We start from the raw sequence: 13,145 nt of genomic DNA on the forward strand, positions 1-13,145 counted from the left end.
CCGACATGCCAACCGCAGAGGCGCGATCGCGCGCCCGTCGTGACGCGAACCAGCAGGGTGAGCGCCGTACGATCGTCATCAGGGGCCAGGTCGCCCCGCCGCCGACGCGTCGTCACGACTACGAGTACGAGACGACCGCGCGTCGCCATCGTCCCCGCAGCACGGGCGAGCGAATCGCCGGATCGCGGCCCGACCGCGCCGCGATGTACGCGGTCCTGCTCGGCATCTTCCTGATCCTCGTCGCGATCCTCACCGCCTCCGGCGCCTGACAGCGGCGCGTCGCGACCACCGCCGCGCGCAGCGATCCCGGCGTCGCCAAGCCACGCGACGCCGGCCGTGACGCACGGCCCGGCCGCGCGTGCATCCGCGCGGCGACGGCGCAGGACCGTCTCATCGCGCGCGCCCGCTGTTTGCCTGCATACATCACGCAAAAGCAACCGTGAGCCAGGGTTTAGGTCGCGCTCGTATAAGGGATGCCGAACCTCTACCACCCCGGGTGCGCGCATGAAGACTCCCATGAGCCGGTTCCAGATCCACGACGACCTCACGGCTCCAGAAGGATCCGTGCCCGTCCTGCGCGGAGCCCTCTCCACCGGCGGCCAGCTGCCCAACTTCGTCGGTGCGCTGGCCGGCTCGCCAGCCGCCCTGCGCGGCTACGCGCGCTTCCGCAGCGAGCTGCGCCACGGCCATCTGTCACCCGCCACGCTCGAGCGGATCGCGCTCGCCGTCGCGGAGGAGCGCGGCTCGGCGCCCGGCATCGCGATGCACTCGCGCGCCGCCAGAGCGGCCGGGCTCGGGCTCGACGAGGTCGCGCTCGCGCGCGAGTTCGATTCCAACGACCCCAGAGAGGCCGCGCTGCTGCGCTACCTGCGCGCGCTCGTCGTCGACGGCAGACCGCCGATGCACCTGCACGAGGAGGCGCGCGAGCTGGACTGGAACGACGAGGAGATCCTCGAGGCGATCGCGACCGTCGCGCTCGAGTCGCTCGCCGCGATGGTCAACGTCGCCGGCGAGGTGCCGGTCGACGGCTCGATCGAGCAGTCGCGCACGCTGCGGGCCGCCTGAGCGGGCGCGGGTCGTGCGTCGCGCCGGTCGCACGCGGCGCCTCGTGTGGCGCGCGGCTCGTCAGCGCGCAGCGCAAAGTGCGCGGGCGCACCCACGCGCGGCGAGATCGGTCGTAAGCTTGGTCGCATGGCGGTCGATCATGCGCACGCAGCAGCAGCCGCGAACCGCGACGACGCCTGCTGCCCGCACTACCACGAGGCGATCGAGTTCCTCGGCAAGCGCTGGACCGGCGCGATCGTGCGCGTGCTGATGAACCGCTCGCCGCAGCGCTTCACCGAACTCGCCAACGCCGTCCCGGAGCTGTCGGACCGGCTGCTGTCGGAGCGGATGAAGGAGCTGGAGGCGCGCGGCGTCGTCGTGCGCGCCGTCTCGCCGCCGCCGCCGGCGCCCCCGACGCGCGTCGAGTACTCGCTGACGCCGATGGGGCGCGAGCTGGAGCCGGCGCTCGCGGCGCTCGAGTCGTGGGCGCAGCGCTGGCTGCCCGACTGCGCCGACGGCCCGTCGCGGTAGGCTCCAGGGCCCCGTCGCAACGCCGAACGCATCAGGAGCCCTCCAACATGACCGACGCCGCGCCGCCGCTTACCTCCGACGACGTGCTGCGTCTGGTGAAGGAGCGCGACATCCGCTTCATCCGCCTCTGGTTCACCGACATCCTCGGTCAGCTGAAGGCGTTCTCGATCGGCTCCAGCGAGCTGGAGGACGCGTTCGAGGGCGGGATGGGCTTCGACGGCTCCTCGATCACCGGCTTCAACGCCGTCGAGGAGTCGGACATGATCGCGATGCCCGACCCGTCGACCTTCGCCGCGCTGCCGTGGCGCCCGGAGGAGCAGGGCGTCGCACGCATGTTCTGCGACGTGCAGACGCCCGAGCAGACCCCGTACGAGGGCGACCCGCGCCACGTCCTGCGCCGCGCGCTGGACCGTGCGAAGGCGCTCGGCTTCGACGACTTCATGGTCGGCCCGGAGCTGGAGTACTTCTACTTCAGAGACACGAACGACCCGACGCCGCTGGATCGCGGCGGCTACTTCGACCTGACGACGCTGGACGCGGGCTCGGACTTGCGCCGCGAGACCGTGCTGGCGCTGGAGCAGCTCGGAATCCACGTCGAGTACACGCACCACGAGGTCGGTCCCTCGCAGCACGAGATCGACATGCGCTACGCGTCGGCGCTGAAGATGGCCGACGACTGCATGACGTACCGCATCACGGTGAAGGAGTACGCGCGCAAGTACGGCCTGCATGCGACGTTCATGCCGAAGCCGCTGTTCGGCGAGAACGGCTCGGGCATGCACACGCACCTGTCGCTCTTCAGAGACGGCAGAAACGCCTTCTACGACCCCGACGACCAGTACTTCCTGTCGGACATAGGCAAGGCGTTCATCGCGGGCCAGCTGCGCCACGCGCGCGAGATGAGCGCGATCTTCGCCCAGTGGGTCAACTCCTACAAGCGGCTGGTGCCCGGCTACGAGGCCCCGGTCTACGTCGCCTGGTCGCGCCGCAACCGCTCCGCGCTGGTGCGCGTGCCGATGTACCACCCCGGCAAGGAGCAGACGACGCGGATGGAGCTGCGCTGCCCGGATCCCGCGTGCAACCCGTACCTGACGTTCGCGGTGCTGCTGCAGGCGGGCCTGGAGGGGATCGAGCACGGCTACGAGCTGCCCGAGCCGATGGAGAAGAACCTCTACCACCTCGCGCCCGACGAGCGCCGCCGGCTCGGGATCGAGCAGCTGCCCTCGACGCTCGGCGAGGCGGTCGAGCTGACGGCCGATTCCGAGCTGGTGCTGCGCACGCTCGGCGAGCACATGTTCAACCGCTTCATCGAGATCAAGCGGCAGGAGTGGGACGACTACCGCGTGCAGGTCACGCAGTGGGAGCTGGACCGGTACCTGCCGGTGCTCTGAGTCGCGGGACGGGCCCCCGCGGCGAGTTGTCTAACCCTCGAGTAGAGGGTTAGACCACTCGGGTCAGGCCGGTCTCAGTGACCCGTGGGACCGCCGAAGCTGACGAGCGTGCTGCCGCCCGTGCAGTTGATGTTCGACGGGAACGGGACGACTCTGCACTTGTACGCGACGCCTCTGTAGCTGAACTTCTCCGGGTCCTGGTAGGCGTTGAAGCGCTTCAGCCACGTCTTGGCGACGCCGGCCGCCTGCGGGCAGCTGAACGCTCTCGTCGCACCGTTGCCGGTCGTCTCGACGATCAAGGAGCTGACGCCGGTGCGGATCCCACCGCAGTTGAGCATTCTCTCGGGCGTGCCGAACTTGAGGATCAGCTTGGCGCCCTTCGGAATCGACTTGACCGCGTCGAGGGTCGAGGTGAAGAGCGAGCCGCCGAGCGAGTAGTTCGGGTTGTACAGGTTGTACGCGCCGTCGACGTAGGACGGCGTGACGTTGACGCTGATCAGTCTCAGCTCGGACGTGCCGGGGAGCTCGACGCTCAGCTTCTTTCTGCTGGCGCCGCCGGCGAGGCTGAACGTCGCGGTGCAGGAGTGCTCGCTGCCCTTGCAGACGGCAGTCGCAGAACCAGCCGCCTGAGCCGCGGTGGGGACCGCAAGCGCGCCAGCCGCGAGGACTGCGAGGGGCGCAAAGCGGGCGAACTTCGTAAGACGCATGTGTTTCCTTCTGATCGAGGACAACACCTCATCGGCCGCAGCGGCCGAAGGGTTTAGCCCCGGTCAGCGAGCTGCGGTGACGTGGCGGCGTCGCGCTCGTCGTGCTCGTCCTGCTCGGGCACCGTGTGGCGCGCCAGCGACGACGGCCACCAGATCCGGCCGCCGACGTCGAGCACGAGCGCCGGCACCAGCACGGACCGCACGACGAACGTGTCGAGCAGCACGCCGACGGCGATCGTGAAGCCGATCTCTGTCAGCACCACCAGCGGCAGCACCGCGAGCGTCGAGAAGGTGCCCGCGAGCACGATCCCGGCCGAGGTGATCACCGCGCCGGTCACCGCCAGCCCGCGCACCATCCCCGTCCGCGTGCCGTGCTCGTGCGTCTCCTCGCGCACGCGCACCATCAGGAAGATGTTGTAGTCGACGCCGAGCGCGACGAGGAAGATGAACGCGAACAGCGGCAGCCCGGGATCGACGCCGGCGAAGCCGAACACCTGCATGAAGAAGAACGCGCCGATCCCGAGCGCTGCCGCGTAGGAGAGGATCACCGTTCCCATCAGCAGCAGCGGCAGCAGCACGGCGCGCAGCACCAGCACGAGGATCAGGAAGACGACGACGAGCACGAGCGGCACGATCACGCGGTTGTCGCGCGCGGTCGAGACGCGCAGGTCGCGCTCCTCCGCGGTCGGGCCGCCGATCAGCACGTCCGGCCCTCCGGCCGTCTTCGCCGCGGCGCGCAGCGGCGGGATCGCGTCGAACGCCGTCTCGCTGTAGGGGTCGGCGGCGAGCGTCACGGCCAGTCGGACGCCGATGCGCGAGTCGCGCTCGACCGGCGCGACCGAGGCGACGCCCGGGACGGCTCTCAGCGCGCTCATGACCGCGTTCACACGGGCCGGATCGGTGCCGTTCGCCTGCCCGCCGGTGCCGACGATCACGACCGTCGGCGCGTTCGCGCCGGCCGGGAACGACTGCGCGATCAGCTCCTGCCCCTCGACCGACTCGACCTTGTCGCGGAAGGCGTTGCCGCTCGTCAGGTCGGAGTTCATCTGCGTCAGGCCGAGGCAGAAGACGAGCAGCAGCACGCTCGTGGCGACCCACACGCGGCGCGGACGCACGCGTATCCGCTCGCCCAGCCGCCGCCACCAGCCGTGCGTCTCGTCGGTGCCGCTGCCGCCGAACTGCGGCACGAACGGCCAGAACGCGCGCCGGCCCGTGATCGCCAGCAGCGCCGGCAGCAGCGTCAGCATCGCGATCATCGCCAGCGCGACACCGATCGCGGCGACCGGGCCGAGGCCGGCGGTGCCGTTGACCTCTGCCAGCGACAGGCACAGCAGCGCGGCGATCACCGTCAGGCCGGAGGCGAGCACGGCCGGGCCGGCGCGCCGCAGCGCGATCGCGACCGCCTCGTGCTTGTCCTCGTGGCGGCGCAGTTCCTCGCGGTAGCGCGCGACCAGCAGCAGCGCGTAGTCGGTCCCGACGCCGAACACGAGCACGGACAGGATCCCCGACGTCTGCCCGTTGATCGTCACGCCGGCCTTCGCCAGCCAATAGCCGATCCCGCGCGCGATCACCTCCGCGAAGACGACCGTGAAGAGGGGGATCGCCCAGAAGATCGGGCTGCGGTAGATCAGGATCAGCAGCAGGAAGACGAGCGTCGCGGTCGCCAGCAGCAGCGTCCCGTTGATCTGCTCGAAGACGCTGACGGCGTCGGTCGAGAAGCCGGCGGGACCGCTCACCTTCACCTGCAGGCCCGCCGGGACGCCGTCGTGGACGCGGTCGCGCAGCGCGTCGGTCGCGTCGGTCAGCGTGTTGTCGGAGGTCGGTCCGCTGGTGTCGATCTCGGCGATCAGCAGCGCGGCTCTGCCGTCTCTGGAGAGGATCGGCGGTGGCACTCTCGACGTCCCGCGCGGCGGGTCTGTGTTGATCGCGAGCCGGTCTCTGGCGATCACCGCGCGATCCTGCGGCGTGAGGCCGCCGTCGCGGCTGTAGACGATCACCGCGTCGGTCTGCTCGCCGGACGGGAACCGTCTGACCGCGTTCAGCGCCTTGACCGACTCCGCTTTGCCGGGCAGGAACGAGACCGGGTCGTTCTCCTCGACGTCGCCGAGCTTGCCCGCGAAGGAGCCGAAGGCGACGACGAGCACGAGCCAGATCGCGAGCACCACGAACTTCGCGCGGTGTCCGGCGGCGACCGTCAGGAGCTTGCGGGCGGATGCGATGCGGGCAGACTAACCGCGCGTCGCGGTGCCGTGCGCAATTTCCAGCATTTCGGGCACACGGACCAGCTTCACGCGCGGGCGGCTGTGCGGCTCGCCGAGCGCCTGCTCGTGCGCGTCGATCGTGCTCCAGCCGTCCCAGCCGACGAGATGGGGGACGCGCTGGGCCAGCCACCCGGCGACGGCGTCGGCGTCGCTCGCCTCCGGCGCGGGCGTGCCGAGGCGGCCGGCGTCGCGGTCGGCGAGGAGCAGTTCGACCGTCTCGTGCGCGTCCTTCTTGTTCGTGCCGATCACGCCGCTGGGGCCGCGCTTGATCCAGCCGACGGCGTACTCGCCGCGCGCCGGTGCGCCGTCGTCCTCGGTCACGCGCCCGCCGACGTTGCGGATCAGCCCGCGCCGCTCGTCGAACGGCACGCCCGGCAGCGGGACGCCGCGGTAGCCGATGCTGCGCAGCACCAGCCCGCACTCGATCGTCTCCTCGACGCCGGTCGGCACGGCGCGCAGGCCGCCGCGCCCGTCCGGCTCCAGCCGGTTGACGCCGATCCGCAGGCCGGCGACAGCGTCGTGCTCGTCGCCGAGGATCTCCAGCGGCGAGCGCAGGAACCTGAGGCTGACGCGGTGGCTCTTGCCGGTCGGTCTGCGGCCCGCGTACTCCCACAGGATCTCGACGTTTCTGCGGTGCGTCTGGTCGGCTCCGCCGGAGGCGATCCAGGCGGCGCTGAACGGATCCAGCTCGACCTCGGCCGGGTCGACGATCACGTCGGCGCGCTTCAGCTCGCCCAGCTCCAGCAGCTCCGGGTTCGTGAACGCGGCCTGGGCGGGGCCGCGGCGGCCGAGCACGACGACCTCCTGCACCTGCGCCCGCGCGAGCGACTCGATCGCGTGGTCGGCGGTGTCGGTCGGCGCGACCTCGTCGGGATCGAGCACGAGCATCCGCGCGACGTCGATCGCGACGTTGCCGTTGCCGATCACGACCGCGCGCCGCGCGCTGAGGTCGAACTCGCGGTCGGCATGCTCTGGATGGCCGTTGTACCAGGCGACGAAGTCGGTCGCCGGGTGCGATCCGCGCCGGTCCTCGCCGGGGATCCCGAGCCGGTTGTCGGTCGAGGTCCCGATCGCGTAGACGACCGCGTGATAGCGCTCCAGCAGCTCGTCGCGCTGGACGTCGGTGCCGAGCTGCACGCCGCCGAAGAAGCGGAAGCCCGGATGTCTGGCCGTGCGCTCGTAGGCGCGCGTGACTCTCTTGATCTTCGGATGGTCCGGCGCGACGCCGGCGCGCACGAGCCCGAACGGCGTCGGCAGCGCGTCGAAGACGTCGACCTCGAAGCCCTCTCTCAGCAGGAAGTCGCTCGTGTAGAAGCCGGCTGGACCGGCGCCGACGACTGCGACCCGCTGCGGTGATGGCATGCATCGAGCGTAGCCGAAGCGGCGCCGCGCGCGGGACGATCTCAGCGGCGGCCGGTCAGCGGCTCGGCGATGAAGCCGTCGACGTCGGCGAAGGCCGCGGCGCGCGGGGGCTTGCCGGGGTGGCAGACGGCGATCCGCAGCGCGATCCGCAGGCGCGGCGGCAGCGGGCGGCGCGGTGCTGTCAGGGTCGCGCGGCGGGGGCGTGCACCGGCCAGCCGGACGAACCCGCGCGCGAGCACGCGATCGCCCGTGACCGCGCGCAGCGCCACCATCGCGCCGCACTCGCGATCCTGCAGGCCGAGCACGTCCCGGACGGTCAGCCGCAGCCGGCGGCCGTCGCGGCGCAGGTCCCTGACGGCGAAGTTGCCGGCCTCGACGGCCTCGCAGTCGGCGCCGACGGTCGCGCGCCGCTGCGGCGTCTCGACGACGTCACGGCCGTCGCCGCACTGCACGCGCCCGGTCGCGTCCGCGATGCGGTCGTCGCCCCTGCCCGCGTCGACCTCGCCCGCGTCGCCGTAGATCTGGTCGTCGCCGTCCCCGCCGACCACGCGTGCGCTGGGCCCGCTGCCGGACAGCGTGTCGTCGCCGCCTCGGCCGTCGATCACGTCGTCGCCGCCGCTGCCGCCACTCAGCCCGTTGGGACCGTCGTCGCCGATCAGCACGTCGCTGCCGCCGCCGCCGCTGGCGCTCTCGATCCCGCTCAGCACGTCGCCCTCGCCCGGCGCCCCGCCGCTGCCGGCGCGGAGGTCGACGGTGACACCGGCGCTGCGGTCGTACTCGACGGTGTCTCTGCCCGGCCCGCCCTCGATTCGATCGGACGAGAGGGGAGCGGCCGGGGCGCTCCCGCTTGCGCTCGTCATCGCGGGCGCGGCGGGCGGCGCGGTCGGGACGGAGACGCCGCTGACGCCGTCGCCGCTGAGCTGGTCGTCGCCCGCACCGCCGTCGATGCGATCCGCGCCGGGGCCGCCGTCGACGATGTCGAAACCGGCGCTGCCCAGCAGGGTGTCGTCACCGGACCCGCCATCGAGCTGGCTGCCGTCGCCGATCGCGGCGAGCGTGTCGGCGCCGTCCCCGCCGAACAGGACGGGGCGGCGGAAGCCGATCGCGCGCACCTCGTCGTCGCCGTCGGCCGCGCTCAGCGTGAGCGCGAGATCGAGACCGGCTGTGCTGCAGGTGACCGTGCCGTCGGGGCTCGTGCCGCAGCCGGCGAGCAAGCGCGACGAGCAGGGACGGCATCAGCAGGCGCATGCAGGAGAGACGATACCGACGCACCGGAGTTGCGCCGATCAAAGATCGGCTCAGTCCAGCAGCGCGGCCAGCTCGTCCGGCGTGGTCACCGGCGCACGGCAGGCGAAGCGCTCGCAGACGTAGGCGGCGGCGCTGCCGTCGATCGCGTGGCGGCCTTCGAGCAGCTCGATCGTGACGCCGGCCGGCTCGGCCGTGCCGCTCGCGTCGCGAGCGGCGCTGTCGCCGATCGCTCCCGCCACCACCACGTGCGGGCGGAACGCCTCTCGCACGACCTTCAGCAGCGGCGCCGCGGTGTCAGCCGGCCCGACGATCGCGACCTCGTGGACCTCGGCCCGCTGGAACGCGATCGCGCGCAGCAGGTGGGTGAAGGCCTGCGGGTGGGTCGCGGCGAGCTGCTGCAGCAGCGCGATCACGCCGTCGGCGTGGCGCTCGTACTCGGCCTCGCCGGTCAGCCGCGCGAGCTTCAGCAGACCGTGCGCGGCGGCCGAGTTGCCGGAGGGGATCGGCGTGTCCTCGAGGTCCTTGCGGCGCGTGACGAGGCGCTCGTGGTCGTCGGCGGTCGTGAAGAAGCCGCCGTTCTCGTCGTCGCCGAAGTGCGCGATCGTCGTGTCGGCGAGCCTGCGCGCGGCGGCGAACCAGCGCGGCTCCAGCGTCGCCTGGTAGAGCACGAGCAGCGCGTCGAGCAGGTAGGCGTGGTCCTCCAGATAGCCCGCCAGCGTCGCGCGGCCGTCCTTCCACGAGCGCCGCAGGCGGCCGTCGTCGTCCTGCACGGAAGTCAGCAGGAAGTCGGCCGCCGTGCGCGCGGCGTCGAGGTAGTCGTCGCGCTGCAGGACCGCGCCGGCCTCGGCCAGCGCGGCGATCATCAGCGCGTTCCAGGAGGTCAGCCGCTTGTCGTCGAGGCCGGGGCGCACGCGGCCGGCGCGGACCGCCAGCAGACGGCGCTTGATCTCCGGCAGCTCGGGCGGATCGGCGACCGGGCCCTCGGCGCGCACGAGGATGTTGACGCCCTCGAAGTTGCCGCGCTCGCTCGCGCCGAACCAGCGCACCGCTGTCTCGTAGAGCGCCTCGTCGTTCAGCGCCGCGCGCAGCTCGCCGAGCGACCAGACGTAGAACTTGCCCTCCTCGCCCTCGGAGTCGGCGTCGAGGGCGGCGTAGAAGCCGCCCTCCGGCCCGCGCATCTCGCGCAGCGCCCAGTCGAGCGTCTCCTCGACGACCTGGCGCAGCAGCGGCTCGCCGCTGACCTGCCAGCCGTGCAGGTAGGCGCGCGCCAGCAGGCCGTTGTCGTAGAGCATCTTCTCGAAGTGGGGGACGACCCAGGCGGCGTCGACGCTGTAGCGCGAGAAGCCGCCGCCGAGCTGGTCGTAGATCCCGCCGACCGCCATCGCGCGCAGCGCGTCGAGCGCCACCGTCGTCTCGCCCTCCGCCAGCAGCAGCTCGATCGCCGACGCCTGCGGGAACTTCGGCGCGCGTCCGAAGCCGCCGTTGACGGGGTCCGCCGCTTGGCGCAGCGCGTCGACCGCGTCGTCGACCATGCCGGGGTCGATCATCGTGCCGGCCGGCGTCAGCCGCGCGCCGCCCTCCAGCCGCTCGACGATCTGCTCGCTCTGCTGCAGGATCTCCGCGCGTCTGTCGCGCCACGCGTCGGAGATCGCCTCCAGCACCTGGCGCCAGCTCGGCATCCCCTGACGCGCCTCCGGCGGGAAGTACGTGCCGGCGTAGAACGGGACCTGGTCGGGCGTCGCGAACGCGTTCAGCGGCCAGCCGCCGTGGCCGGTCATCGCCTGCACCGCGTCCATGTAGATCGCGTCGACGTCGGGCCGCTCCTCGCGGTCGACCTTCACGCAGACGAACAGCTCGTTCATCAGCTCCGCGATCTCCGGGTCCTCGAACGACTCGCGCTCCATCACGTGGCACCAGTGGCAGGCGGAGTAGCCGATCGAGATCAGCACCGGCACGTCGCGCTCGCGCGCGGCCGCGAGCGCGTCCGGGCCCCATGGGCGCCAGTCGACCGGGTTGTCCTTGTGCTGCAGCAGATACGGGGAGGTCTCGTTCGCGAGCGCGTTGGCCATGGGATCGAGGCTACCCGCGCGAGCGCGTGCGCGGCGGTAGCGTCCAGGGAACACCGACCACAGGAGCCTGCTCAGCCGTGTCCAGCAACCGAGAGTCCGTCACCGCGATCGGCGCACCCGCTGCCGTCGGCCCCTACGTCCACGCCGTCCGCGCCGGCGGGATGCTCTACTGCTCCGGCCAGATCCCGCTGCACCCGGAGACCGGCGAACTGGTCGGCGAGACGACCGCGGAGCAGGCCGGGCGCTGCCTGGAGAACCTGCAGGCCGTCTGCGCCGCGGCGGGCGCGACGCTCGCCGACGCGGTCAAGATCACCGTGTACCTGGTCGACATGGCCGACTTCACCGCCGTCAACGAGGTCTACGGCTCGTTCTTCGAGCAGGACCCGCCGGCCCGCGTCGCGATCGCCGTCTCGGCGCTGCCGCGCGGCGCGCGCGTCGAACTGGACGCGATCGTCGCGCTGCCGGGCTGACGGCGGTGGGCCGGCGCGGATGAATGGGGACGACGACAGGACGGGCGCGGGCGACGCGGAGGCCTCGGGCGCGGGCGCACATGCCCCCATCGACCTCCAGCGGATCCAACGCGCGGCCGCGGGCTACGCGGCGATCGTGCGCGAGACGCCGGTGCTCAGCTCGCGCACGCTGAGCGACCGCGTCGGCGGCGCGACGATCGCGCTGAAGGCGGAGAACCTGCAGCGGACCGGCTCGTTCAAGCTGCGCGGCGCGCTCGCGAAGATCGCCGCGCTGTCGCCCGAGGCGGCGGCGGCCGGCGTCGTCGCGGGCAGCGCCGGCAACCACGGCCAGGCCGTCGCCTACGCGGCGCGCGTGCGCGGGATCCCGTGCGAGGTCTTCATGCCGTTCAGCGCGCCGAACCAGAAGGTCGACGCGTGCGCCGAGTTCGGTGCGCGCGTGCGGCTGGTCGGCGCATCGGTCGACGAGTCGCTGATCGCCGCGCGCGAGCGGGCCGAGGCGACCGGGATGACGTTCGTGCACCCGTTCGACGACCCCGACGTGATCGCGGGTCAGGGCGGCGTCGGGCTGGAGCTGGCGGCGCAGGTCGACGACCTCGCGCTCGCGATCGTGCCGGTCGGCGGCGGCGGGCTCGTCAGCGGCGTCGCGATCGCGCTGAAGTCGCTGCGGCCGGGCGTGCGCGTCGTCGGCGTGCAGGTCGATCGCTGCGCGGCGATGCCGGCGTCTCTGGCCGGCGGTCGGCCGGTCGCGGTCGAGCGCGCCGCGCCGACGATCGCGGACGGGATCGCGGTGAAGCGGCCGGGCGAGCTGACCGTCGCGCTGATGCGCGAGTGGGTCGACGAGGTCGTCGTCGTGCCGGAGGACGCGGTCGCGGAGGCGATGGTGCTGCTGCTGGAGCGGGCGAAGCTGGTCGTGGAGGGCGCGGGCGCGGTCGGCGTCGCGGCGCTGCTGGGCGGCGCGGTGAGACCGGCTTCGCAGGGCACGACCGCGGTGATCCTCTCCGGCGGCAACGTCGACGCGGGTCTGCTGGCGTCGGTCGCGCGCCGGCACGAGTCGCAGTCGGGCCGTCGACTGGTGCTGCTGACGCGCGTCCCGGACCGCCCCGGCGCGCTCGCGACGCTGCTCGGCGTCGTCGCCAAGCAGAACGCGAACCTGGTCGAGCTGACGCACGTGCGCGAGGGCCTCGACCTGCACGTGCGCGAGACGGCGGTCCAGCTGGTGCTGGAGACGCGCGGCAGCACGCACGCCGACGACGTCCTGCGCGCCATCGCCGCGGCCGGGTATGTCACGAGCACCCTGGCGTAGCCCGCCCGCCCACCGCGCGAGGGAGGACCGGAGGATCGCTACCGCTCAGCGGTAGCGATCCTTCGATCGTGCGCCTGCGCCTGCGCCGGCGCGAGTGCGGGCGCGCCAGCCTTGACGGGCGAGGATTAGGATCCGGATAGCGGTTGTATAACAATCTTCAACGTACTGTTGAAGGAGTAGCCTCATGTGGGATCCACGCGAGTTCTCGGAGACCTATCGCCGCCTTGCCCCGATCGCCGTCCGTTCCGCGGAGCGCGTGCTGCACGATCGCGCCGCGGCGGAGGACGTCGCGCAGGACGTCTTCGTGCGGCTGTGGGAACGGCCGTCCGCATTCGACCCGGCGCGCGGGTCGCTCGCCAGCTACGTCTCGATGGTCGCCCGCAGCCGCGCGCTGGACCGCTGGCGCTCGCGCCAGGCGGCCGACGCGGCGACGGAGCGGATGAGTCACGACGTCGATCTGCACACCGACGGCAACGCCGCCGACCTGGCCGACCATCGGTCGCGCGTGCGCGCCTCGATCGCGGCGCTGCGCGAGGCGCCCCACGAGCAGCGCCAGGCGGTCCTGCTGGCCTATGGCGCCGGCCTCAGCGCCCGCGAGATCGCCGTCGCGACAAAGGTCCCGGTCGGCACCGCCAAGAGCCGCATCCGGCTCGGGCTGATCCGCACGCGCGAGGCGCTCGGGGTCGTCGCGCTCGGCGACGGGTCGCTCGGCGGCGCGGCCTAGGGCCGCCGCCGTGTCGCCCTCGCGCGGTAGCGTCC

At 72.4% G+C, this 13,145-nt stretch carries 12 protein-coding genes; 7 read left to right on the plus strand and 5 right to left on the minus strand.

Going from position 1 to position 13,145, the window contains the following annotated elements:
* Nucleotides 1-5: 5 nt before the first annotated feature.
* From Q7L65_RS22505 to Q7L65_RS22520, 4 genes are all read left to right on the plus strand, one after another.
* On the plus strand, nt 6-269 hold the full coding sequence (locus Q7L65_RS22505; protein ID WP_304724731.1) for a hypothetical protein: 264 nt from the start codon (nt 6-8) through the stop codon (nt 267-269).
* 247 nt (nt 270-516) lie between these two features.
* Nucleotides 517-1,065: a carboxymuconolactone decarboxylase family protein gene (locus tag Q7L65_RS22510; RefSeq protein WP_304724734.1), complete on the plus strand. Its 549-nt coding sequence runs from the start codon at nt 517-519 to the stop codon at nt 1,063-1,065.
* A 126-nt stretch (nt 1,066-1,191) separates the two neighbouring features.
* Nucleotides 1,192-1,575, plus strand: coding sequence for a helix-turn-helix domain-containing protein (locus tag Q7L65_RS22515; RefSeq protein WP_304724736.1), 384 nt, complete (start codon nt 1,192-1,194; stop codon nt 1,573-1,575).
* A gap of 47 nt (nt 1,576-1,622) precedes the next feature.
* Nucleotides 1,623-2,966 carry a glutamine synthetase family protein gene (locus tag Q7L65_RS22520; protein ID WP_304724738.1) on the plus strand — a complete coding sequence of 448 codons (1,344 nt, stop codon included), beginning with the start codon at nt 1,623-1,625 and terminating at the stop codon, nt 2,964-2,966.
* Nucleotides 2,967-3,040: 74 nt separating this feature from the next.
* Here the strand turns inward: Q7L65_RS22520 and Q7L65_RS22525 are convergent, their stop codons facing one another.
* The 5 genes from Q7L65_RS22525 to Q7L65_RS22545 all read right to left on the minus strand — a co-directional run bounded on the left by Q7L65_RS22525 (nt 3,041) and on the right by Q7L65_RS22545 (nt 10,613).
* On the minus strand, nt 3,041-3,673 hold the full coding sequence (locus Q7L65_RS22525) for a hypothetical protein (RefSeq protein WP_304724739.1): 633 nt from the start codon (nt 3,671-3,673) through the stop codon (nt 3,041-3,043).
* A 53-nt stretch (nt 3,674-3,726) separates the two neighbouring features.
* Entirely contained in the window at nt 3,727-5,835 is a 2,109-nt protein-coding gene (locus Q7L65_RS22530) for an MMPL family transporter (RefSeq protein WP_304724741.1), read from the minus strand.
* A gap of 66 nt (nt 5,836-5,901) precedes the next feature.
* Nucleotides 5,902-7,296, minus strand: a complete 1,395-nt coding sequence (locus Q7L65_RS22535) for an FAD-dependent oxidoreductase (protein WP_304724743.1) — start codon at nt 7,294-7,296, stop codon at nt 5,902-5,904.
* Between the two features lie 41 nt (nt 7,297-7,337).
* Nucleotides 7,338-8,510, minus strand: a complete 1,173-nt coding sequence (locus tag Q7L65_RS22540) for a hypothetical protein (RefSeq protein WP_304724745.1) — start codon at nt 8,508-8,510, stop codon at nt 7,338-7,340.
* 84 nt (nt 8,511-8,594) lie between these two features.
* A complete protein-coding gene (locus Q7L65_RS22545) occupies nt 8,595-10,613 on the minus strand; it encodes a thioredoxin domain-containing protein (protein WP_304724748.1) in 2,019 nt (672 codons plus the stop codon).
* Between the two features lie 77 nt (nt 10,614-10,690).
* On the opposite strand from Q7L65_RS22545, the gene Q7L65_RS22550 reads away from it, so the two are divergent.
* The 3 genes from Q7L65_RS22550 (at nt 10,691) to Q7L65_RS22560 (ending at nt 13,110) form a co-directional block, all read left to right on the plus strand.
* Entirely contained in the window at nt 10,691-11,083 is a 393-nt protein-coding gene (locus Q7L65_RS22550; RefSeq protein ID WP_304724750.1) for a Rid family detoxifying hydrolase, read from the plus strand.
* Between the two features lie 19 nt (nt 11,084-11,102).
* Nucleotides 11,103-12,386 carry a threonine ammonia-lyase gene (gene ilvA / locus Q7L65_RS22555; RefSeq protein ID WP_304724752.1) on the plus strand — a complete coding sequence of 428 codons (1,284 nt, stop codon included), beginning with the start codon at nt 11,103-11,105 and terminating at the stop codon, nt 12,384-12,386.
* 184 nt (nt 12,387-12,570) lie between these two features.
* Nucleotides 12,571-13,110 carry a sigma-70 family RNA polymerase sigma factor gene (locus Q7L65_RS22560; RefSeq protein ID WP_304724754.1) on the plus strand — a complete coding sequence of 180 codons (540 nt, stop codon included), beginning with the start codon at nt 12,571-12,573 and terminating at the stop codon, nt 13,108-13,110.
* Nucleotides 13,111-13,145 lie beyond the last annotated feature (35 nt).

It is taken from the genome of Conexibacter sp. CPCC 206217, assembly GCF_030646165.1.
Taxonomy (GTDB): Bacteria; Actinomycetota; Thermoleophilia; order Solirubrobacterales; family Solirubrobacteraceae; genus Conexibacter.